Source organism: Endobacterium panacihumi, from assembly GCF_050847465.1.
Taxonomy (GTDB): Bacteria; Pseudomonadota; Alphaproteobacteria; order Rhizobiales; family Rhizobiaceae; genus Neorhizobium; species Neorhizobium panacihumi.
Window position 1 is genome coordinate 2,024,414 of the sequence record NZ_JBOZRA010000001.1, and the last position, 20,230, is coordinate 2,044,643.

22 protein-coding genes and 1 tRNA gene are annotated in these 20,230 nt (G+C 59.9%); 13 read left to right on the forward strand and 10 right to left on the reverse strand.

Annotated elements, in window-relative coordinates; translation table 11 throughout:
* Nucleotides 1-18: 18 nt before the first annotated feature.
* Nucleotides 19-1,056 carry a dihydroorotase gene (pyrC, locus tag ACRQ1B_RS10060; RefSeq protein ID WP_432293431.1) on the reverse strand — a complete coding sequence of 346 codons (1,038 nt, stop codon included), beginning with the start codon at nt 1,054-1,056 and terminating at the stop codon, nt 19-21.
* 327 nt (nt 1,057-1,383) lie between these two features.
* Here pyrC and ACRQ1B_RS10065 point away from each other — a divergent pair, with 327 nt between their 5' ends.
* Complete coding sequence (locus ACRQ1B_RS10065) at nt 1,384-2,244, forward strand: tetratricopeptide repeat protein (protein ID WP_432293432.1); 861 nt, start codon at nt 1,384-1,386, stop codon at nt 2,242-2,244.
* Between the two features lie 89 nt (nt 2,245-2,333).
* On the opposite strand, the gene ACRQ1B_RS10070 is transcribed toward ACRQ1B_RS10065, so the two are convergent.
* Complete coding sequence (locus tag ACRQ1B_RS10070; RefSeq protein WP_432293433.1) at nt 2,334-3,380, reverse strand: proline racemase family protein; 1,047 nt, start codon at nt 3,378-3,380, stop codon at nt 2,334-2,336.
* A 118-nt stretch (nt 3,381-3,498) separates the two neighbouring features.
* Between ACRQ1B_RS10070 and cysQ the strand changes: the two genes are divergently transcribed.
* On the forward strand, nt 3,499-4,284 hold the full coding sequence (gene cysQ / locus ACRQ1B_RS10075) for a 3'(2'),5'-bisphosphate nucleotidase CysQ (RefSeq protein ID WP_432293434.1): 786 nt from the start codon (nt 3,499-3,501) through the stop codon (nt 4,282-4,284).
* Between the two features lie 3 nt (nt 4,285-4,287).
* Here the strand turns inward: cysQ and hemN are convergent, their stop codons facing one another.
* On the reverse strand, nt 4,288-5,631 hold the full coding sequence (gene hemN / locus ACRQ1B_RS10080) for an oxygen-independent coproporphyrinogen III oxidase (protein ID WP_432293435.1): 1,344 nt from the start codon (nt 5,629-5,631) through the stop codon (nt 4,288-4,290).
* A 161-nt stretch (nt 5,632-5,792) separates the two neighbouring features.
* On the opposite strand from hemN, the gene ACRQ1B_RS10085 reads away from it, so the two are divergent.
* The gene (locus ACRQ1B_RS10085; RefSeq protein ID WP_432293436.1) at nt 5,793-6,002 is read left to right on the forward strand and encodes a hypothetical protein; all 210 of its coding nucleotides are present in this window, start codon (nt 5,793-5,795) and stop codon (nt 6,000-6,002) included.
* Nucleotides 6,003-6,078: 76 nt separating this feature from the next.
* Here the strand turns inward: ACRQ1B_RS10085 and ACRQ1B_RS10090 are convergent.
* Both ACRQ1B_RS10090 and ACRQ1B_RS10095 read right to left on the reverse strand, forming a co-directional pair.
* Nucleotides 6,079-6,155: transfer RNA gene (locus tag ACRQ1B_RS10090), tRNA-Arg, on the reverse strand.
* Between the two features lie 158 nt (nt 6,156-6,313).
* Nucleotides 6,314-7,816 (reverse strand): sensor histidine kinase, encoded by a 1,503-nt coding sequence (locus ACRQ1B_RS10095; RefSeq protein WP_432293437.1) that lies wholly within the window; start codon nt 7,814-7,816, stop codon nt 6,314-6,316.
* A gap of 287 nt (nt 7,817-8,103) precedes the next feature.
* On the opposite strand from ACRQ1B_RS10095, the gene rpmH reads away from it, so the two are divergent.
* The 4 genes from rpmH (at nt 8,104) to yihA (ending at nt 11,261) form a co-directional block, all read left to right on the forward strand.
* Nucleotides 8,104-8,238, forward strand: a complete 135-nt coding sequence (gene rpmH, locus ACRQ1B_RS10100) for a 50S ribosomal protein L34 (RefSeq protein ID WP_109458303.1) — start codon at nt 8,104-8,106, stop codon at nt 8,236-8,238.
* Nucleotides 8,239-8,251: 13 nt separating this feature from the next.
* Nucleotides 8,252-8,674, forward strand: coding sequence for a ribonuclease P protein component (gene rnpA / locus ACRQ1B_RS10105; protein ID WP_432293438.1), 423 nt, complete (start codon nt 8,252-8,254; stop codon nt 8,672-8,674).
* A complete protein-coding gene (yidC, locus tag ACRQ1B_RS10110) occupies nt 8,658-10,469 on the forward strand; it encodes a membrane protein insertase YidC (RefSeq protein WP_432293439.1) in 1,812 nt (603 codons plus the stop codon). The genes rnpA and yidC overlap by 17 nt, the downstream gene beginning before the upstream one ends.
* 132 nt (nt 10,470-10,601) lie before the next feature.
* Nucleotides 10,602-11,261, forward strand: a complete 660-nt coding sequence (yihA, locus tag ACRQ1B_RS10115; RefSeq protein WP_432293440.1) for a ribosome biogenesis GTP-binding protein YihA/YsxC — start codon at nt 10,602-10,604, stop codon at nt 11,259-11,261.
* 146 nt (nt 11,262-11,407) lie between these two features.
* Here yihA and ACRQ1B_RS10120 read toward each other — a convergent pair whose 3' ends face one another.
* From ACRQ1B_RS10120 to ACRQ1B_RS10130, 3 genes are all read right to left on the reverse strand, one after another.
* Nucleotides 11,408-11,962, reverse strand: a complete 555-nt coding sequence (locus tag ACRQ1B_RS10120) for a fasciclin domain-containing protein (RefSeq protein ID WP_432293441.1) — start codon at nt 11,960-11,962, stop codon at nt 11,408-11,410.
* 190 nt (nt 11,963-12,152) lie between these two features.
* Nucleotides 12,153-12,866, reverse strand: a complete 714-nt coding sequence (locus ACRQ1B_RS10125) for an anti-sigma factor (RefSeq protein WP_432293442.1) — start codon at nt 12,864-12,866, stop codon at nt 12,153-12,155.
* The gene (locus ACRQ1B_RS10130) at nt 12,863-13,405 is read right to left on the reverse strand and encodes a sigma-70 family RNA polymerase sigma factor (RefSeq protein WP_432293443.1); all 543 of its coding nucleotides are present in this window, start codon (nt 13,403-13,405) and stop codon (nt 12,863-12,865) included. The genes ACRQ1B_RS10125 and ACRQ1B_RS10130 overlap by 4 nt, the downstream gene beginning before the upstream one ends.
* 149 nt (nt 13,406-13,554) lie before the next feature.
* On the opposite strand from ACRQ1B_RS10130, the gene argB reads away from it, so the two are divergent.
* Nucleotides 13,555-14,442 carry an acetylglutamate kinase gene (gene argB, locus ACRQ1B_RS10135; RefSeq protein WP_153352230.1) on the forward strand — a complete coding sequence of 296 codons (888 nt, stop codon included), beginning with the start codon at nt 13,555-13,557 and terminating at the stop codon, nt 14,440-14,442.
* A gap of 15 nt (nt 14,443-14,457) precedes the next feature.
* Here the strand turns inward: argB and ACRQ1B_RS10140 are convergent, their stop codons facing one another.
* Entirely contained in the window at nt 14,458-14,997 is a 540-nt protein-coding gene (locus ACRQ1B_RS10140; RefSeq protein ID WP_432293444.1) for a methylated-DNA--[protein]-cysteine S-methyltransferase, read from the reverse strand.
* Between the two features lie 60 nt (nt 14,998-15,057).
* Here ACRQ1B_RS10140 and ACRQ1B_RS10145 point away from each other — a divergent pair, with 60 nt between their 5' ends.
* The gene (locus tag ACRQ1B_RS10145; RefSeq protein WP_432293445.1) at nt 15,058-15,768 is read left to right on the forward strand and encodes a pyrimidine 5'-nucleotidase; all 711 of its coding nucleotides are present in this window, start codon (nt 15,058-15,060) and stop codon (nt 15,766-15,768) included.
* 131 nt (nt 15,769-15,899) lie between these two features.
* On the forward strand, nt 15,900-16,508 hold the full coding sequence (locus ACRQ1B_RS10150) for an EF-hand domain-containing protein (protein ID WP_432293446.1): 609 nt from the start codon (nt 15,900-15,902) through the stop codon (nt 16,506-16,508).
* A gap of 63 nt (nt 16,509-16,571) precedes the next feature.
* Here ACRQ1B_RS10150 and ACRQ1B_RS10155 read toward each other — a convergent pair whose 3' ends face one another.
* Nucleotides 16,572-17,432 carry an LOG family protein gene (locus ACRQ1B_RS10155; RefSeq protein WP_432293447.1) on the reverse strand — a complete coding sequence of 287 codons (861 nt, stop codon included), beginning with the start codon at nt 17,430-17,432 and terminating at the stop codon, nt 16,572-16,574.
* 127 nt (nt 17,433-17,559) lie between these two features.
* Here ACRQ1B_RS10155 and dapD point away from each other — a divergent pair, with 127 nt between their 5' ends.
* Genes dapD through ACRQ1B_RS10170 form a run of 3 tightly spaced genes read left to right on the forward strand, consistent with a single transcriptional unit; the run spans nt 17,560 to nt 20,219 of the window.
* Nucleotides 17,560-18,420, forward strand: a complete 861-nt coding sequence (dapD, locus tag ACRQ1B_RS10160) for a 2,3,4,5-tetrahydropyridine-2,6-dicarboxylate N-succinyltransferase (protein WP_432293448.1) — start codon at nt 17,560-17,562, stop codon at nt 18,418-18,420.
* 25 nt (nt 18,421-18,445) lie between these two features.
* Nucleotides 18,446-19,642, forward strand: a complete 1,197-nt coding sequence (gene dapE, locus ACRQ1B_RS10165) for a succinyl-diaminopimelate desuccinylase (RefSeq protein WP_432293449.1) — start codon at nt 18,446-18,448, stop codon at nt 19,640-19,642.
* Nucleotides 19,626-20,219 (forward strand): hypothetical protein, encoded by a 594-nt coding sequence (locus ACRQ1B_RS10170; RefSeq protein ID WP_432293450.1) that lies wholly within the window; start codon nt 19,626-19,628, stop codon nt 20,217-20,219. Before dapE ends, ACRQ1B_RS10170 begins: the two co-directional genes overlap by 17 nt.
* Nucleotides 20,220-20,230 lie beyond the last annotated feature (11 nt).

Consider the following 20,230-nt stretch of genomic DNA (forward strand, 5'->3'; position numbering starts at 1 on the left):
GGGGATTTCTACCCTATATTACACAACTGCCCAGTGTATCGGGAACATTGGATCGAAGACCGTCACCGGTCCGGCACCCGTCTCGATCTTGGCGGGGAAGGAAACCGGCTTCGTCTGTTTTTCCAAAATGATGCGCTCTTCGTTCGGCACGAGGCCATACCATGCCGGACCGTTCAACGAGGCGAAGGCCTCAAGACAATCGAGCGCGCCCTCCTCTTCGAACACATGGGCAAGGCAGCTCATCGTGTTGATCGAGGTGTAGATGCCAGCGCAGCCGCAACCGCATTCCTTGAGCGGATCGACATGCGGGGCGGAATCCGTGCCGAGGAAGAACCGGCTGTCACCGGAAGTGGCGGCGGCGCGCAGCGCCAGACGATGGCTTTCGCGCTTGGCAACCGGCAGGCAGTAGTAATGCGGGCGAATGCCGCCGACCAGAATGGCGTTGCGGTTGATGATCAGGTGATGAGTGGTCAGCGAGCCGGCAAGGTTCTTCTCCGCCGACTTGATGTAGTCGATGCCGTTGGAGGTGGTGACATGCTCCATCGTGATCTTCAGTTCCGGCAGGCGCTTTCGTAGCGGATCGAGCACGGTTTCGATAAACACGGCCTCGCGATCGAAGATGTCGACCTCCGGTGTCGTGACCTCGCCATGTACGCAGAGCGGCAGGCCGATCTTGGCCATCCGCTCCAGAACCGGCATGGCCTTGTCCATGTCGCGCACGCCGCCATGCGAATTGGTGGTGGCGCCGGCCGGATACAGTTTGACCGCATGGATAAGGCCGCTTGCCTTGCCGGCTTCGACGTCGTCGGCATCGGTATGTTCGGTCAGGTAAAGCGTCATCAGCGGCTCAAACCGATCACCTTCCGGCAAAGCTGCCATGATGCGCTGTCGATAGGCTTCTGCATCCTTGGTCGTTACCACGGGCGGCACGAGGTTCGGCATGATGATGGCGCGGGCAAAATGCCGGCTCGAGTCGCCGATGACTCCCTTCAACATGTCGCCATCACGCAGATGCAGGTGCCAATCATCGGGGCGACGGATGCTGATGCGGGTCATGGAAGCGGCCTTTTTCGTGGAAAGAGCTTTCGCAATAACACCGAAAGGCCCAGTGAAACAACCGCGCACCAAAGCGTGATTAAAATTCTCAGCGCCCGCAAAACGGGAATGTTTTCAGAGGAATAGCCGCTGTGTTGGGACGATTTTTCACGCCTTGGATTTGATGAAACCCACGAAATCCGGGCAACAACGCGGAACCGACGCCCATTTTCGGCGTTCGTTTATCAATCTTTAAGTGGTTATGAATCGGAGGCGAGGATGAAGTCCCGTTCCAATAAAGTCAATCGAATGATGTTGCTGGCAACAGGAAGTGCTGTCGCATTATGCATGCTGACCGTTTCCCTCAACGCCGAACAGCGTGCGAAGGTCGAAAATATCGCAGCCCTGCAGAGCGATTGCGACCGCATGGCCGGCAGCGCCTATGACAAGGATCGCAATGCAACCTTCGCACCGGTGGATATCGACAATATCGACGCGCAGGCCGTCGGCGTCTGCCGCACCGCCTTCGAGGCAACCGGCAATCCCCGCTTCGCTTACCAACTGGGCCGGGCACTCAACAAGGCTCAGGAACCAGATGAAGCCATGGTCGCCTATGAAGCCGCCGTCGACGGCGGATATTCCGCCGCAAAGGTCAATTTCGGCATGCTGATGGGGCGCCTTGGCGATGCCGAGTCCGAGTTCCGGCTTTACAGCGAGGCTGCCACCAGCGGCAATGTGCTGGCGCAGTACAATCTTGGTGTCGCCTATCGTGATGGTCTGGGCACCAATGCCGATGGTCAGCAGGCTCTGAAATGGTTCGAAGAGGCTGCCGTTGGCGGTGATGATACTGCCGCCTTCAATATCGGCTCCATCTACGATGAGGGCAAGCTTGTTCCGGAAGACAATCAGACAGCCATCGCCTGGTACGATCTGGCTGCCCAGCGGGGCTCGACGGACGCGATGATCAATCTCGGCCTGATGTACGAAAATGGCGAAGGCATTGCCGCCAACCCCGAGCGTGCGGCCGAGATGTTCCGCTCTGCGGCCGACAAGGGTGACGTGTTCGGCGCCTACAAGCTGGCGCAGCTGGAAGACCATGGTGTCAATCCGCCGGCCCCACAACAGGATGAACTGGCCGAAAGCGTCAATACGCTGGTGCTGAAGCAGGGCGATGTCGAGCCGTTCGGCAGCAAGCCCAAGGACATCTGAAACCCCTGGGAGGCGCGGCCCGCTCCATCCCGGGCCCATGCGCTTTCAAGAGCCCGGACCGGCTGATGCTGGTCCGGGCTTCTTCATGTTCAGGCGTCGGGGATATCGCCTGCGGATGGCCCCCAGACATCGGTCATGGCGAAACCGGCGCTGAGCGGATCAAACGGATCGAGAGCGACCTGGTGCAAGCCGAAGGTAAAGCCGCGCCCGGCAATGGTCGGCACGATGGCGGGTTTGCCGGCAATCATGGTTTCTCGCTCAACACCGACCTCGAATTCCGAGCCTATGATCGAGCGTGAGGTAAAGACATCACCGACCTTCACCTTGCCGCGGGCATGCAGGGCGGCAAGATTGGCGGAATTGCCGGTGCCGCAGGGCGAACGATCCGCCCTGCCCGGCCACATGGTCGTGCATGTGCGCACCGCGCCATCCGCATCCACATCGCGGAACATCACATAGGCGATGCCAGAAATGGCCGGGATTTCGGGATGGACGACCGGCAACGCATCATTGGCCAATTGCTTGATCACCATACCGGCGCTGACGAGTGTCGCCGCATTGCTTTTCGAGATCGTCAATCCGATCTGACCGACATCCACCAATGCGTAAAAAATACCGCCGTAACAGACATCGAGGCTGATCTCGCCCCATTCCGGTGTCGACAGTTTCTGGTCGAGCGCGTGCACGAAGGACGGCACCATGGTGAGCTTGACCTTTTCGCAGCGACCGTCACGGCAGGTGGCCACGGCACGCACGAGGCCGGCTGCCGTTTCCAACGTGACCACGGTTTCCGGCTCCTGCATTTCGACAATCCCAGATTCGAGAAGGGCAGTCGTGACACAGATCGAGTTCGAACCCGAACTGGCGTGCGCCTGATCGGGCTGAAGGATGACGAAGGCGGCATCGGCTGACGGGTCGGTCGGTGGCAGCAGAAGGTTGACGGAACCGAGCGGCATGCCGCGCGGCTCCAGGCAGAGGAAACGGCGCAGCTCCTGCCCCTTGGGATCACTGTTCAGCCAGGCCAGCTTGGCGGCCGTGGTTTCACCCGGGATCTTTGGCACACCGCCGATCGCCACACGGCCAATCTCGCCTTCGCAGTGGACGTCCAGCAGCTGGATCGTACGCTTCCACCTCATTTCCGTCTTCCTTATATGAGCAGGTGTATTTTGTCGTTGTCTGCACCGCGGTTCAGGTGCAGTAGTGCGGTTAGTTCTAGACCGGTCCAGCAGCGCAAATCGAGGGAAAAAACGTCGGATGCTCGCCATATTCGGAAAAGCCGCCCTGACTGCGGGTGCCGCTATTCTCGATGTCTATCGCAACGGCATGGAAGTGTCGCTGAAGGCGGATGCAAGCCCGGTGACACAGGCTGACGAACTGGCCGAAGAGATCATCGTTGCAGCGCTGAGTGAAGCTTTTCCCGATATTCCCGTCATTGCCGAAGAAGCCGTCGCCGCTGGTCATGCGCCCGAGATCGGCACGCGTTTCTTTCTGGTGGACCCGCTCGACGGGACAAAGGAATTTGTCGCCAGGAACAGCGATTTTACCGTCAATATCGCGCTGATCGACGGGGGCGTGCCGGTGGCCGGCATCGTTTATGCGCCTGCACTCGGTGTTGCTTACGCCGGCGAAGGCGACAAGGCATGGAAGATGGCGGTGTCCGACGATGGCAAGGTCAGCATTCGTGTGCCGATCAACAGCCGCACCGTGCTGAAGCCACCAGTCGGGTTGATCAGCCGCTCGCATTGCAATGCCAAGACCCACGAATTTGTCGCCGAACATGCGGTCAAGGACTGCCGCAGCATCGGTTCATCGCTGAAATTCTGCATGCTGGCAGAGGGTGACGCCGACGTTTATCCGCGTTTCAGCCGCACGATGGAATGGGACACCGCCGCCGGCGACGCCATTTTGCGGGCGGCCGGCGGCAGGACATTGGGCTTGGATGGCAAGCCGCTCATCTACGGCAAGCGCAAGCAGGGTCATGACAGCGACTTTGCCAACCCCTCCTTCATCGCCTGGGGGCGGGCCGCCGAAACGGCCTGAATCCTACACCGCCACCGAGTGCCGGGCCGCGCCCTGTCCAAAATAACGGTCGAAGCGTGAGGCTATCGTGCGCACGAACGTTCTTCCCTGCGGCGTGACCGAAAAGACGTCACCATCAAAACCCGTCATGCCGTCGCCGTCCTGCTGATTGACCTGCGCCGCTTCGGCGCGCAGTACCGAGGCGGCCGGGCCAAAACGGTGCTCCAGATTGCTGACGGAGAAAGCATAGGAACACATCAGGTCTTCGATGGCCGCGCCGACAACACGATCGATATCCGTCAACTCCTTGCCGCGGAGAACCGGCAAGCGGCCTTCCTTGACCGTTCGCATATATTCTCCCGTCGCCACGATATTCTGGATGTATCCGCCACCGACCTTGCCAATGGAAGATGCACCGAGACCGATGAGGCCGGGCGCAGCGTCCGTTGTATAGCCCTGGAAGTTGCGATGGACCTCGCCGGCCTCAAGAGCCGCAGCAAGGCTGTCTCCGGGTTTGGCAAAGTGGTCGATGCCGATGGCAACGTAACCGGCCTGTTCCAGCCGCTCCGCCACGAGGCTTGCCATGGAGAACCGATCCTGAATGCCCGGCAGTGCCTGTTCGTCGATCAGCGTCTGGTGTTTTTTCAGCCACGGCACATGCGCGTAACCGAAGATCGCAAAACGATCCGGCTGCACGGCAAGGGATAGCTCGATCGTGCGGGCAACACTGTCCATCGTCTGATGCGGAAGGCCGTAGACGATATCGAGATTGACGCCGCCGACGCCGAGCTTGCGTAGCGTTTCGACAACAAAAGCCGTCTGCTCGAAACTTTGCGGACGGTTGATGGCTTTCTGGACAGCCTCGTCGAAATCCTGCACGCCGATGCTGGCACGGGTGACACCGAAGTCGCGCCAAGCAGTGAGCTTTTCTGCATTGACGAAACCGGGATCGATCTCGACACTGATCTCGCAATTTTGGGAAATGTCGAAATGCCGGTCGAGCGCGTCACGCAGACGCACTAGATCCTTCGGTGCAATCATGGTCGGAGAACCGCCACCGAAATGGATGGCGATCACTTCACGCCGCTCTTTCAGCGCCGCAGCAACAAGGCCGATTTCGAGAAGCAGCGCATCGAGATAGGTCGCCAGCGGATCGTAGCGCTTCACCTGCTTGGTGTGGCAGCCACAGTACCAACAGAGCCGGTCGCAGAAGGGCACATGCAGATAAAGGGACAGCGGGCCGTCGTGTTCGGCAAGCCAGAGCGCATAATCGTCCGGACCGATACCGGCATGGAAATGCGGCGCTGTCGGGTAGCTGGTGTAGCGGGGAACGGGTGCGGCGTAGCGGGCAACGAGATCCGGGTGCATGAAAGGCTCCTTTTCAGCCCGAAAATTAGGCCGGCCTTGCAGACAATTCCTTGACTTCAATCAAGTCTCCTCTGCCATCCCCAATGTGCGTGCAATGATGTAGGCTTGGCCATCCAGCCAACCGCCGACAAACCGCGGCACATTCGAATCGGAGTTTCGAAATGTCATTGGTTCAGGAAAAACTTTTGCCGGCGCCGCTTCCTCATCCCGAAGAGATCAGGTCGGATTTCGAAATGCGATTCGGAAAACACATCACGCTGCAGGCCAGTGCGCGCATCACACCGGCAGGCGTGATCAGTGCCGGTATCGCGGTCGCATTGATGACAATGGCGCTGGGATACGCGGCCGGATCAGCATTGCGGCGAAAATAAAAAACCAACTGGACATAAGTGCGACAAGGCACACTGTGCGGTTATGATTTCATCGCGATTTCAAAGGGAAGAGAAATGGCGCACCCGAAGAGATTCGAACTCCTGACCCCCAGATTCGTAGTCTGGTGCTCTATCCAGCTGAGCTACGGGTGCGTCTGTCGGCGGTGTGTCCCGCCTCGTCAGCGGCGTGTTCCGCTGGCGTGGCGATCCTCTAAAACGTCCCGAATACGAATGCAAGCGATTTTCCCGCCCGATTTGTCATTTTACCGACATAAGTCGTGCGCAGCATTGAATTCATTACGAAAAACGTATCAAGCTCGAGCCCGATAGTCTTCGAAGGAAACCGGACGGTCGGGAATCTCGATGCGGAACTGGGTTCCCGGTCCCGGTTTTTCCACCAGCCCGATGGTTCCACCATGGGCAAGCACCAGTTCGCGGGCGATGACGAGGCCAAGACCAGTGCCGCCGGAGCGCGCCGAGCCCCGGAATGCCGAAAACAGATTTTCCCGTGCCTTGCGCGGCATGCCCGGGCCGGTGTCATCGATGGTGATGCCTACCACGCTGCCGACACGCTGCGCGGTGACGCTGACGCGGCGGCCGACAAGCGGATCACCGACATCAGCCTGCGCCAGCGCCTGAACGGCATTACGGCAGAGATTGTGGATGACGCGAAACAACTGCTCGCTGTCTGCGTCCACTTCCAGATCGGCCGGGATTTGGTCGAGATATTCGATATCACCATCGGGATCGAGCGCCAGCATGTCACGCACTTCCTGGCACAATCCGCCCAGCCGGATGCGCCGACGTTTTGGCGCAGCCTCGCGGGCCTGGCCATAGGCCAGAACCTCGGTCGAATATTCGACCGCGCGGTCGATTGTGCGCAACAATTTTGGCGCAAAGCTGCGTACCATCGGATCCTCGACATCCACCAGCCTGTCCGACATCAGCTGTGCCGAGGCGAGAATGTTGCGCATGTCGTGATTGATCTTGGAAACAGCCAGCCCAAGATCAGCGAGATTTTTCTGCTGTTTCAGCGTGCGCTGCAGCTCCACCTGCATGGCGGTGAGGTGGCGACCCGCAACGGCAAGCTCCCCCTTTTCCTTGGCAGGACTGAAAAGCCGGCCCGGATCTTCGGGATGTTCGGAAAAGATCTGCATGCCGCGCGTCAGGCGTCGGATCGGCTTGATCATCATCCGGTTGATGGCGACATAGATCATAAAGGCGGTGATCAATGAGATCATCAACGACAAGATGAACATGTCGCGTGAAAAGCTCAGCATGGCCTTGTGCAGCGCCTTGTCGCTCATCACAAGCTCGATGATCATGTCGCTTTCGCCGATCGGACCATAGACGCGCATGATGCGATTGCCGCCGAACACCAGCGTCTCGAGAGAATCGCGCATGGAGATCAGTGGTGTCTGGGCGGCAAGGTCGATCTGCTCGTCGACCTGCGGCGGCATGTCCATGGCGGCGAGAAGCCGCGAGGTGCCGTCCTTGCGCAGCGCGATCACCTTGGTGCCGGTGGCCAGCAGCGTATCATCCTGAACGGCACGCGGCAGCTCAGCCGGTTGCAAGCCATCGATGACGATGCCTGCAGCAGCAGCCGTATCCAGTCGGTCACGCAACCAGCCATCGCGCATATTGGCGACGGTCGGTACGAAGATCAGAATTTCGGCAAGCATGACAAAGATGACGGTGAGCCAGAGCAGCCGTCCCGACAGCCCGCCGAAGACACGCGGCATCGGCTCCAGCGGCAAATCAGCCGCCGGGCGCGTCTCGGCTTCCCGAGGCATCACCGCCGCGTCATCCGTCATGCATTTCTCCATGCCATGTATGCCGGCGAACATCATTGCGCCGCAGAGGCTGCATATTAGCGGCGTGACGCAGCTTTTCCAATCCCATCACTGCAAACTAAGGGCGCCGGCATGCAGGAAAAGCCCTTCTGCGATTGACTTTCGCGTCTGACTGCCCTTATAAGCCGCCCCAACGTCCGGCCACCCGATCCGCGCGAGCGCGAACGGCGTGCCGGAACGTTTCTTTCGCAACGCTCTTGCTCTTAGAAGCAAACCCAAGAAGGGCCGCACACCGCGGTATTAAAAAAATGAAGCGTACTTACCAGCCGTCCAAGCTTGTTCGCAAGCGTCGTCACGGTTTCCGCGCACGCATGGCAACCAATGGCGGCCAGAAGGTTCTGGCAGCTCGCCGCGCACGCGGCCGCAAGCGTCTTTCCGCCTAAGGCCGGCTGCCCGATGACAAACCGGGCGACCAAAGACGACAAACCTCCGAAAAATGCTGTCGGGCGGCTGAAAAGCCGTCCGCAGTTTCTTCGTGTCCGGGAGGGAGAACGCCGCAAGGGCAAGTTCTTTCTTCTGGAAGTGCTCGACCGCCAGGAGCCGGACACCGGTGCGCGCGTCGGGTTCACCGTCACCAAGAAGCATGGCAATGCGGTTGAACGAAACCGCATGCGCCGCAGGCTGAAGGCCGCTGTCGGCCACAGTGCCGCAATTGCAATGAAAGACGGACACGATTATGTCATTGTCGCCCGACGCGAGGTGCTGACGGCGAAATTTGCCGATCTGGAGGCCGCGCTTTCCCAGCGCATCGAGAGCCGCCCAAGACATGGCACCCCGAGGAACTCCGCCCCAGGAAAGCATGATGGAAAAAAACCGTAATTACTTCATCGCGATCGGACTATCGGTCCTGATCGTCCTTGCCTGGCAGTTCCTCTATATGGGCCCGCGCATGGAAGCCCAGCAGCGCGCCGAAGAAGCCCGTCAGGCTCAGCAGGCGCAGCAGCAGACCATTACTCCTGAAAGCCCGGGCGCGACCTCGCCGACCACCGGCCTCCCGGGCGCGACACAGGCTCAGGCGACCGCCACCCGCGAGGAATCGCTTGCCAAGTCGCCGCGCATTGCTATCGACACGCCGGCTCTTTCCGGTTCGATCAACCTGGCCGGCGCCCGCTTCGACGACCTGAAGCTGCGCGAGTACCACGAGACCGTGGATGACTCGAGCCCGCTGATCACGCTCTTTTCTCCGGCCGACACCAAGGACGGCTATTTCAGCGAAGTCGGCTTTGTCGGCAGCGCCGATTCCGGCAGCGTTCCCGGTCCCGGCACGCAGTGGACCGTGGCCAGCGGTGACAAGCTGACCGTCCAGACCCCGGTTACGCTGAACTGGACCAACGACAAGGGCGTTGTCTTCACCCGCAAGATCTCGATCGACGAGCATTACATGCTGACGATCGACGACAAGATCGACAACCCGACCGGTGCTGCCGTCAACATCGGCTCCTATGGCCGCGTGACCCGCTACAACAAGCCGGCAACGCCGTCGGTCTGGGTCATTCACGAAGGTTTCCTCGGTGTCATCGGCACCGGCGGCAGCCTTTCGGAGCACACCTATTCCAATATCGAAGAAGAGAACGTCACCCATCCGAAGGCGACCGGCGGCTGGATCGGCATCACCGACAAGTACTGGGCATCTGCTCTCGTGCCGCCACAGGGCGTTGCCTACGAGTCGCGTTATTCGCACTTCACCGATGGCCAGCCGCGTTACCAGGCCGACTTCAAGACCGACAACATCACCATTCAGCCGAACGGCTCGACCGAACTGAAGAACCTGATTTTCGCCGGCGCCAAGGAAGTGCCGCTGATTGCGCAGTATGAAACCCAGTTCAACATTCCGCTGTTCGACCGCATGATCGACTGGGGCTGGTTCTGGTTCTTCACCAAGCCGATGTTCCAGCTGATGGACTTCTTCTTCCGTTATTTCGGAAACTTTGGCGTTGCCATCCTGATGACGACCATCGTTGTCAAGGCGATCTTCTTCCCGCTGGCCAGCAAGCAGTATGCTTCCATGGCCAACATGAAGCGCGTTCAGCCGAAGATGGAAGAGCTGAAGGCCAAGCATGGCGACGACCGCATGGCCCTGCAGAAGGGCATGATGGAGCTGTACAAGGAAGAAAAGATCAATCCGATCGCCGGTTGCTGGCCGGTTCTTCTGCAGATCCCGGTCTTCTTCGCGCTTTACAAGGTCATCTACGTGACCATCGAAATGCGCCACGCTCCGTTCTTCGGCTGGATCCAGGACCTTTCGGCTCCGGACCCGACCTCGCTGTTCAATCTGTTCGGCCTTCTGCCCTACGACGTGCCGCACATGCTGATGATCGGTGTGTGGCCGCTGATCATGGGTGTCACCATGTTCATCCAGATGCGCATGAACCCGACGCCGCCGGACCCGACGCAGGCGATGATCTTCACCTGGATGCCGGTCGTGTTCACCTTCATGCTGGCAAGCTTCCCGGCTGGTCTGGTCATCTACTGGGCCTGGAACAACACGCTCTCGGTCACCCAGCAGGCGATTATCATGAAGCGCCACGGCGCCAAGATCGAACTGTTCGGAAATCTGGCGAGCATGTTCAAGAAAAAGCCGGCGGCGGAAAAGCCCGCCGAAGACAAGAAATAAGCATTGAGAAACCCCGCTTCGGCGGGGTTTTTCTTTGGACGCTGAAAATGCCCTTTGCCTTGCAAAGCTTGACATTGCGTCCCAAAACCACGAAGCCCGAGCCTTCGGATCAAAGACAGGATACCAAGACCAATGCCCACTGACGGAAACATGGACGCCAAGCCTCTGTTCGGCCGCCCCTGGATCTTCATCCGTGGCGTGCCCTCGATGGATTTCCTGCCGCCGGAAGGCCCGTTGGAAGTGGCCTTTGCCGGCCGCTCCAATGTCGGCAAGTCGTCGCTGATCAATGCACTGGTGGCCAAGAAGGGGCTTGCCCGCACATCGAACACACCGGGCCGCACACAGGAACTCAATTATTTCGTTCCCGATGGCTTCTCCGGCCAGGAGGGCGACCTGCCGCCAATGGCGATCGTCGACATGCCGGGCTACGGTTACGCGCAGGCGCCGAAGGAGTTGGTCGACAACTGGACCAAGCTTGTGTTCGATTATCTGCGTGGCCGTTCCACGCTGAAACGCGTCTATGTGCTGATCGACAGCCGCCACGGCATCAAGAAGAATGACGATGAAGTGCTGGATTTGCTGGACAAGGCAGCGGTGTCCTATCAGGTCGTTCTGACCAAGACGGACAAGATCAAGGAAGCCGGCGTGCGCCGGCTGATCGAGGAAACGACGGAAAAGATCCGCAAGCGCCCAGCCGCCTTTCCGGAAGTCTTGGCGACTTCCTCGGAAAAGGCCGGCGGCATCGACGACCTGCGCCGCGCCATCGGCGTGGCTGTGGGGCGACCGGCCTGACAGTCATGCTGTGGGGACGGCAGGGGGACACCGTCAGGCCGGCCGAACGGCCGCGTTCGGGGCGGAAGCGGCCGTCATTCCATGATGGTCCGGCCCCTCGAACTCTTGGATGAGTTCATTTTCAGCCGGACCATGCGCATTCGAACTTACATCTTTGGCAGAAGCACCGCGTCGATGACGTGAATGACGCCGTTCGACTGCTTGACGTCGGCGATGGTGACATGTGCGACGCCGCCATTTTCATCGGTCAGCGTGATCTTGCCCATCGACTGCTTGGCCTTCAGCACGCAGCCACCGACGGTCTTGACGTCGTGGGTGCCCTTGTCGTCCTTGATCATCTTTTCGATGGCCGTGGACATGGCATTGGCGGCAACCACATGGCAGGTCAGAACCTTGGTCAGCTGCGCCTTGTTTTCCGGCTTCAGCAGCGTATCGACCGTACCCTTGGGCAGCTTTGCGAAGGCTTCGTTGGTGGGCGCGAAGACCGTGAACGGACCCTTGCCGGAAAGTGTATCGACCAGGCCAGCGGCCTTCACGGCGGCAACCAGCGTGGTGTGATCCTTCGAATTGACGGCGTTTTCGACGATGTTCTTGTTTTCATACATGGCGGCACCGCCGACCATCGGGTTCTTGGCCTGCGCCACGCCAGCAGCAGCCACCACGCCGACAATCGCCAGCGCGCGAATAACAGATTTCAACATTTCAGAAGTCCTCTTCCACAATTGATCCGGCGGTCTCGGCGGGTTGCCGGAGCGCTGGTTCCTCATCCTCGGGAACATAAGAAGAGACGGACATCAGGCGAAAAGAGTTTCAGCCGGAACGAGTGCTTCAAACAAAAAATCCGGCGATTGCGCGCCGGATTTTCAACTACGTAAAGAAGACGTTAACGCGTCAGGGTGCGCGCGTCTGGCCGGCAGCGATGACCGGACCGGTCGCAGTGCCTGTCGGCGAACCGCCAAAGGGCTCGAGACTGACGGCGAGCGTGACGCCTGCGGCAATGCGACTGCGGATTGCTTCCGGGATTTCGATTTCACCCTCGCCGCTCTGCGGCAGCACACCCAGCGACACGGCCGGATCGTTGCCGGAGATCATCCACAGTTCCAGCGACTTCTGATCGCTCGGACCGGCGGCGACCGGGGTGACAGAAAGGCGGCCGTTATCGGCGCTATAGCTGGCGACGAGGCTGATGGCGTTGCCCTCACCCGACATCTGCGCCACCAGCGGCTGAACGGGCTTGGGAGTCCCGAAAGGCAGGTTCTGCAGCACGACTGTACCGGCCAGCAGGATTACGGAAAGCGCGGTCAGCGAACGCCACAAGGTCACCGAACTCCAGACACCGGCAAAACCGCTCCTTGCCGGTTTCGGGAACAGTCGGTCTTCGATACGGGGATAGATGCCCGCACGCGGATGCGACACATCATAATCGTCGTTGAAGCTCGACAGGTTTTCCGACCAGCGGCCGACCATGGCCGCAAACATCGTGTCACGCGCCATGCGCGCCTCGACATTGCGTCGCTCTTCCAGCGACAGCACGCCGAGAACATATTCCCCGGCAATCACCTGGTCGCGGGCTCTATCACCTTCGCTCTGGTCCGGTGTGGTCATCTGTCCAAGCACTCTCTCAGCTTCAATAGGCTCCGTCGCAGCCAGGTGCGCATCGTGTTGAGCGGCACGGCGTGGCGGTCTGCCAGTTCCTGATAACTCAAACCCTCCACATAGGCGCTTCGAACGGCACCTGCGCGGTCAGATTCCAACTCTTCCATGCACCTGTCAATGCGCTTGCCCTCGCCCTTGAGGACGGCGGCCTGCTCGGGATCGGCACCGCTATCCGCGATGTCCCACCCCTCTTCATCGATATTGCTGGCCACCGGTCGGCGCGCCCGCAATAGGTCGATCGAATGGTTACGCGCAATCGCCATCAGCCAGCCAAGCGGGTTTATGCCGCTTGCCGCAAAACGATCTGCGCGGTGCCAGATTTTGACGAAGATTTCCTGCAAGGCATCTTCGGCATCGGTCCTGTCCTTGAGAATACGGAGGCAGACGGAAAAAAGTTTCGGCGAGGTTGCACTATAAAGCGCGGAAAACGCCGTCCTGTCGCCAAGACTGACACGTGAAATCATCGCTGCGAGGTCTTCACCCGCCATGCTTGCATCCCCTTCACTTCCCTATCCCGCAAAGGTTGGCCAACAACGCACGATGTCAATATGGCAGATTGCTAAATCTGCGCAGGAATTGTTTTCACCGTCAAAAACATGCGTTAAAAGGCCCGCACTCGAGATGTAGGGATATTTCCATGACGGCTTCCGAAAGCGAACTCCAGGCCCAGTTGCTTGCACAGGCTTTGCCCTACATGCAGCGATATGAAAACAAGACGATCGTCGTGAAATATGGCGGCCATGCCATGGGCGACAACGCGCTGGGCAAGGCCTTTGCCGCCGATATCGCCTTACTGAAACAGTCGGGCGTCAACCCCATCGTCGTGCACGGCGGTGGCCCGCAGATCGGCGCCATGCTGACGAAGATGGGTATCGAATCGAAATTCGAAGGCGGCCTGCGTGTCACCGATGCGAAGACCGTCGAGATCGTCGAAATGGTTCTCGCCGGTTCGATCAACAAGGAAATCGTCGCGCTGATCAACCAGACCGGCGAATGGGCGATCGGCCTTTGCGGCAAGGACGGCAACATGGTGTTTGCCGAAAAGGCCAAGAAGACCGTGATCGATCCCGACAGCAATATCGAGCGTGTGCTCGATCTCGGTTTCGTCGGCGAGGTGGTCGAGGTCGACCGTACCCTTCTCGACCTTCTGGCCAAGTCGGAAATGATCCCGGTCATCGCGCCGGTTGCTCCGGGCCGTGACGGCGCCACCTACAACATCAATGCCGATACGTTTGCCGGCGCCATTGCCGGCGCGCTGCATGCCACCCGCCTGCTCTTCCTCACCGACGTGCCGGGCGTGCTCGACCGCGACAAGAACCTGATCAAGGAACTGACGGTCGCGCAGGCGCAGGCGCTGATCAAGGACGGCACGATTTCCGGCGGCATGATCCCCAAGGTCGAGACCTGCATAGATGCAATCCGCTCCGGCGTTCAGGGTGTCGTCATCCTCAACGGCAAGACTGCCCATTCCGTGCTCTTGGAAATCTTCACCGAGCATGGCGCCGGCACGCTGATCGTCCCCTGATCAGGCCGGACAAGGTCAGGAGAGGGCAAACAAGCCCACCGGCCGCATATCGCCTTCGTGGCGCAGGAGCCATTTCTTGCGCCACAGACCGCCGCCGAAACCGGTCAGCGAGCCATCCGAACCGATACAGCGGTGGCAGGGAATGACGATCGGGATGCGGTTGGCATTGTTGGCCTGCGCCACCGCCCGAAACGCCGTAGGCTCACCGATCGCGCGGGCCAGATCGCCGTAGGAACAGGTTTCGCCGAGCGGCACCTTCAAAAGCGCATCCCAGACACGGCTTTCGAACTCCGTGCCCTCGCAATGGAGCGGCACCCGAAAATCGAATTGTTTGCCCGCCAGATAAGCTTCGAACTCATCGGAAAACTGTTCGAGCGCATCGCTGCTGCCGGTAATGACATGGGTCTTCAGCTTGCGCTCAAGCTGCAACACCGCGTTGCCCCTTGTCTTCTCGTCATGAAACTCGACGGCAAACAGATGCGTCCCGCTGGTGACGGCGAGGATCGGGCCGATCGGTGTTTCGAACCATTTTGCAAACAGGCCGATCTCTTCCATCACAACATCTCCGGTCTTTTCGCGCTGGTCTTTATGTAAGCGGCAGTGCATAACCCCGGCATGCCTCACCTGAAGACAGTTCCCGACGCCGCCGATTTCGCCCATGTCACCGAATGGGTGTTCGATCTCGACAATACGCTCTATCCGCATCACATCAATCTGTTCGCGCAGATCGATACCAACATGACCGCCTTCGTGGCGGAACTGCTGCAGATGGAACCGGCCGATGCCAAGGTGCTGCAGAAGAAATATTACCACGAACACGGCACGACGCTGAAAGGCCTGATGCTCAATCACAGCGTCGATCCCGCCGCCTTTCTGGAACGCGCGCATGCGATCGACTATTCGCTGCTGCAGCCGCAGCCGGATCTGGGCGAAGCCATCAAGGCGCTGCCGGGCCGCAAATTCATCCTGACCAACGGCACCGTGCCGCATGCGGAAGCCGCTGCCGGCGCGATGGGCATTCTCGACCAGTTCGACGACATCTTTGACATCGTCGCGGCCGACTACCTGCCGAAACCGGCCAGCGCCACCTATGACAAGTTCGCGGCGCTGAATAAGGTCGATACGAAGAACGCGGCGATGTTCGAGGACCTGCCACGCAACCTGATCGCACCGAAGGCGATGGGCATGCGCACCGTGCTTCTGGCGCCGGAGGTGACGGCCGATATCGTTATCGAGCGCTGGGAAAAGATCAGCGACGAGGATGTGCATATCGATTACCTGACGCAGGACCTCACCGGCTTCCTGCAGGCGATCCTCAAAAAGTAAGGTCTGGCAGGCGGTGATCCGCCCTGCCGCCACCTTACCGAAAGTTCATCCACCTTACCGATGTTTAAGTGGTTCTTGCCGGACCCCGGCCTTACCTTGAAGCTGTCAAAAGCAATCAGGAAGGAAACATCATGAACGCCAAGAAGATCGCACTTGCTGCCCTTGGAGCCGCTTTTGTGTTCGGCGCCACCGTCCCGAGCTTTGCGGCTCCGGGCGATCGCGGCCCCGGCCGTCATGGCCCGCGCCACGAAATGGGTGGCCCGATGATGAAGGACCGCGCCTTCATTTACCTCCTGAAAAACGCCGATGCCGACAAGGACGGCAAGGTGACGAAGGCCGAACTGACCGCTTTCGAGGAAAAGAAGTTCGCCGAGATCGACGCCGACAAGGATGGCTCGCTGACGCCGGGCGAATTCCGCGCCTACCGCAAGGCCGCCATGGAAGCCTTCCGCAAGGACCATCCGCGCCCCGAGCGTGAGGAAGCCAAGACAGACGGTGACAAGAAGCCATCCGAAGAGCGCGCCGAGGGCAAGGAAGGCAAGCGCCACCATGCCAAAGGCCCCGGCCGCCATGGCAAGGGCGGAGGCGCAATGGGTTTCATCCGCTTTGCCGATACCGATGAAAACGGTCAGGTAAGCAAGGCCGAAGCCACCGCGGCGGCTGAAAAATTCTTCGCCTTCATGGACACCAACAAGGATGGTGTCATCAGCATCGACGACCTGCCGGACCGCCCCCTCTAATTTCCGGCAGAGCGTTACAGAACCCGCCCCTTTCCCCCGAGGGGCGGGTTCTTTCTTTTCGGCTTACAGCCCGTAAAACTCCGACACGACCTTCCACGCCTCGTCCGCCGTCTCGACAAAATTGATCAGCGCAAGATCTTCCGGCGCGATCGTGCCGAAATCGGCAAGTGCATCGAAATTGATGATGCCGCGCCAGAATTTTTCCGAAAACAGGATGAAGGGGATCGGCTCCATCCGCTTGGTCTGTATCAGCGTCAGTGCCTCGAACATTTCGTCCAGCGTGCCAAAGCCGCCCGGAAACACCACGACAGCCTTTGCCCGCGTCAGAAAGTGCATCTTGCGGATGGCGAAATAGTGGAAGTTGAAGCTGAGTTCCGGCGTGACGAAACGGTTCGGCGCCTGTTCGTGCGGCAGCACGATATTGAGGCCGATGGTCGGCGCACCGACTTCGGAAGCACCGCGATTGCCGGCCTCCATCACGCCCGGGCCGCCGCCCGTCACCACGACATATTCCTTGAAACCGTCAAGCCGTGACTGTTCGGCGCACAGGCCGGCGAACTTGCGGGCTTCCTCGTAATAGACGGAGGCAGCGGTCAGGTTCTTGCGCTGGACCTCGTTGCGCGCCGCCCAGGGCTCGGTGCCGGGTGCGGGAATGCGCGCGCCGCCGAACAGGACCACGGTCGAGTTGATGCCCATTTCCTTGAGCGACAGTTCGACCTTCAGAAGCTCGAGCTGCAACCGCACCGGCCGCAGTTCCTCGCTGCAGAGAAAATCCTCGTCGGCATAGGCAAGGCGATAGGAGGGCGACATCGTCTGCGGAGTTTTGGGAACGGCCTGCGCCTTGCGCTTGTCCGTGCCGCTGTCCTTCAGGGGATCCCATGAACCGTCCGCACGCCGTGCGGCTTCGTTTTCAGTCTTTGTCATTCCATTCCCTCAGTACCAAATCGCATTGACGCCTGATCGGTGGTCGCTTAGACCAAAGCCCATGTTTTTGCCAGACGGCAAGGCCATCTCCATCTTCACGATATCGCGTGACGTTTAAGGATTCCCCATGAGCAGCTTCGACTTCGCCGCCCTCGAAAAGACAATCGAGACCGCCTTCGACAACCGTGACAACGTCAATGTTTCGACCAAAGGTGAAGTGCGCGATGCGGTCGAGACCTCTCTGAACCTGCTCGACTCTGGCCAGGCCCGCGTCGCGGTTCGCGGCGAAGACGGCACATGGACCGTCAACCAGTGGCTCAAAAAGGCCGTGCTTCTCTCCTTCCGGCTCAACGACATGGAAGTCGTCAAGGGTGGTCCGGGCAACTCGACCTGGTGGGACAAGGTTCCGTCCAAGTTCGAAGGCTGGGGCGAAAGCGAATTCCGTGGCGCCGGTTTCCGCGCCGTTCCGAACGCCGTCGTGCGCCGCTCGGCTTATGTCGCCAAGAACGTCGTGCTGATGCCGTCCTTCGTCAATCTCGGCGCCTATGTCGATGAAGGCACGATGGTCGACACCTGGGCCACCGTCGGCTCCTGCGCGCAGATCGGCAAGAATGTGCATCTTTCCGGCGGCGTCGGCATCGGCGGCGTTCTGGAACCGATGCAGGCCGGCCCGACCATCATCGAGGACAATTGCTTCATCGGCGCCCGCTCGGAAGTCGTCGAAGGCTGCATCATCCGCGAAGGTTCGGTCCTCGGTATGGGCGTCTACATCGGCAAGTCGACAAAAATCGTCAACCGCGCCACCGGCGAAGTCACGTTTGGCGAAGTACCGCCCTACTCGGTCGTCGTTGCCGGCTCTATGCCGTCGGGCAATGCCACCATGCCGAATGGCCTTGCCGCGCCGCACCTCTATTGTGCCGTGATCGTCAAGACCGTCGATGAAAAGACGCGCTCCAAGACCGGCATCAACGAACTGCTGCGCGACTGATCCCAATCATCCCAAGGTCTATCCGATGTCCGTTGTTGATCCGGTCGCAAACCTGCAGGCGCTGATCCGTTGCCCTTCCGTCACTCCGGCGGAAGGCGGCGCATTGACCGCACTGGAAGCCATGCTCAAGCCGCTCGGTTTTACCGTGGAGCGCATGGTGGCCAGCGAACCGGGCATGCCGGATATCGAAAACCTCTATGCCCGTATCGGCGGGCATGGACCGCACCTGATGTTTGCCGGGCACACCGATGTCGTGCCGCCCGGCGACGAGGCTTCGTGGAGCCACCCGCCCTTTGCGGCCGAGATCGCCGATGGCGAATTATTTGGTCGGGGTGCTGTCGACATGAAGGGCGGTATCGCCTGCTTTGTCGCCGCCGTCGCCCGCCATATCGAACAGCACGGCGCGCCAAAAGGCTCGATCTCCTTCTTGATCACCGGCGACGAGGAAGGCCCGGCCGTCAACGGCACGGACAAGCTGCTGAAATGGGCCGCCGAAAAGGGTGAGCGATGGGATGCCTGCCTTGTCGGTGAACCGACCAACCCTGACGTGCTGGGCGACATGATCAAGATCGGCCGCCGTGGCTCCGTTTCCGGCAAGGTTGTCGTCCACGGCGTTCAGGGCCATGCCGCATATCCGCATCTGGCCGACAACGCGGTGCGTGGCGCATTGACATTGGCATCGTCCCTGATGCACCCGCCATTCGATGCCGGCACGCCGGAATTCCCGGCTTCCAATCTCGAAGTGACGACGATCGATGTCGGCAACCCGGCCACCAATGTCGTGCCGGCCAAGGCGACATTCGCCTTCAACATCCGTTTCAACGACCGATGGACGGCGGACACGGTGAAGGCGGAAATCCTGCGCCGTCTGGATGCTGCGGCCGCGAAAAACCCATTGCGTCCCGGCCGAGACGTCACGCGCTACGATATCACTTGGGCCGACCGCCCGAGCCACGTCTTTTTGACCCGCAACGATGCGCTGATCGGTTCGCTTACCGCCTCGGTTGAAAGCGTGACCGGCAAGCGTCCGCAGCTCTCCACGACCGGCGGCACGTCCGACGCGCGCTTCATCAAGGATTATTGCCCGGTGGTGGAATTCGGCCTTGTCGGTCAGACCATGCATATGGTGGACGAGCGCGTGGCAGTGGCCGATCTGGAAACACTGACTCGTATCTATGGCGATTTCATCACCCGGTGGTTTGCCGATGCCGTCATTCGCTGAACTTCAGCTTTACATTTCCGGGCTCTGGCTGCTGATCAAAGGCGACGCGCAGGGTTTTCGACGACTGGACCTGACAGATCGCGGCATGAACCGCTCGTTCTGGGCGATCGTCTGGTGCCTGCCGCCGATGCTGATCTCATGGAACTGGGCACGTCTCGCGGTGCTGGAGGATAGTCCGCCCGGCACAAAACTTGGCTTGCCGTTTTTCGCCAAGCTGGGGTTGATCGACGGCATGAACTGGATCGTGCCGCTGGTTCTGGTCGCCGTGCTTTGCATGGTGCTTGGCCTGCGTGGACGCTTTCCAGCCATCGTCGTGATTTCAAACTGGCTGTCCGTGCCGTTTTCCTACGGTTATGCGCTGCTGATCATCATCGCATTTTTGCTGCCGGGCAGCGAAGGTTTTGTCGCGCTTCTTTGGCTGGCGCTGCTGTTAGGGCTGGTGTTTTCGCTGTCGCGCATTCTGCGTATGATCTTGGGTCCGCAGCCGCTGATCGTCGCCACCACGGCGATGACGCTGATCATTCCGTCGCTGCTGCTTTCGGATGCCTTGCAGACGTTTCTGGGCGTCGCGCCCTGATGCTGCGCCAT

Coding starts and splice junctions, on each gene's coding strand:
- rpmH (WP_109458303.1), top strand. CDS start 8,104: ATGAAGCGTACTTACCAGCCGTCCAAGCTTGTTCGCAAGCGTCGTCAC.
- ACRQ1B_RS10070 (WP_432293433.1), bottom strand. CDS start 3,380: ATGAGGTGGAAGCGTACGATCCAGCTGCTGGACGTCCACTGCGAAGGC.
- argB (WP_153352230.1), top strand. CDS start 13,555: ATGACGGCTTCCGAAAGCGAACTCCAGGCCCAGTTGCTTGCACAGGCT.
- ACRQ1B_RS10120 (WP_432293441.1), bottom strand. CDS start 11,962: ATGTTGAAATCTGTTATTCGCGCGCTGGCGATTGTCGGCGTGGTGGCT.
- ACRQ1B_RS10150 (WP_432293446.1), top strand. CDS start 15,900: ATGAACGCCAAGAAGATCGCACTTGCTGCCCTTGGAGCCGCTTTTGTG.
- ACRQ1B_RS10065 (WP_432293432.1), top strand. CDS start 1,384: ATGCTGACCGTTTCCCTCAACGCCGAACAGCGTGCGAAGGTCGAAAAT.
- dapE (WP_432293449.1), top strand. CDS start 18,446: ATGTCCGTTGTTGATCCGGTCGCAAACCTGCAGGCGCTGATCCGTTGC.
- yidC (WP_432293439.1), top strand. CDS start 8,658: ATGGAAAAAAACCGTAATTACTTCATCGCGATCGGACTATCGGTCCTG.
- rnpA (WP_432293438.1), top strand. CDS start 8,252: ATGACAAACCGGGCGACCAAAGACGACAAACCTCCGAAAAATGCTGTC.
- cysQ (WP_432293434.1), top strand. CDS start 3,499: ATGCTCGCCATATTCGGAAAAGCCGCCCTGACTGCGGGTGCCGCTATT.
- pyrC (WP_432293431.1), bottom strand. CDS start 1,056: ATGACCCGCATCAGCATCCGTCGCCCCGATGATTGGCACCTGCATCTG.
- ACRQ1B_RS10085 (WP_432293436.1), top strand. CDS start 5,793: ATGTCATTGGTTCAGGAAAAACTTTTGCCGGCGCCGCTTCCTCATCCC.
- ACRQ1B_RS10125 (WP_432293442.1), bottom strand. CDS start 12,866: ATGACCACACCGGACCAGAGCGAAGGTGATAGAGCCCGCGACCAGGTG.
- hemN (WP_432293435.1), bottom strand. CDS start 5,631: ATGCACCCGGATCTCGTTGCCCGCTACGCCGCACCCGTTCCCCGCTAC.
- ACRQ1B_RS10095 (WP_432293437.1), bottom strand. CDS start 7,816: ATGACGGATGACGCGGCGGTGATGCCTCGGGAAGCCGAGACGCGCCCG.
- yihA (WP_432293440.1), top strand. CDS start 10,602: ATGCCCACTGACGGAAACATGGACGCCAAGCCTCTGTTCGGCCGCCCC.
- ACRQ1B_RS10170 (WP_432293450.1), top strand. CDS start 19,626: ATGCCGTCATTCGCTGAACTTCAGCTTTACATTTCCGGGCTCTGGCTG.
- ACRQ1B_RS10155 (WP_432293447.1), bottom strand. CDS start 17,432: ATGACAAAGACTGAAAACGAAGCCGCACGGCGTGCGGACGGTTCATGG.
- dapD (WP_432293448.1), top strand. CDS start 17,560: ATGAGCAGCTTCGACTTCGCCGCCCTCGAAAAGACAATCGAGACCGCC.
- ACRQ1B_RS10145 (WP_432293445.1), top strand. CDS start 15,058: ATGCCTCACCTGAAGACAGTTCCCGACGCCGCCGATTTCGCCCATGTC.
- ACRQ1B_RS10130 (WP_432293443.1), bottom strand. CDS start 13,405: ATGGCGGGTGAAGACCTCGCAGCGATGATTTCACGTGTCAGTCTTGGC.
- ACRQ1B_RS10140 (WP_432293444.1), bottom strand. CDS start 14,997: ATGGAAGAGATCGGCCTGTTTGCAAAATGGTTCGAAACACCGATCGGC.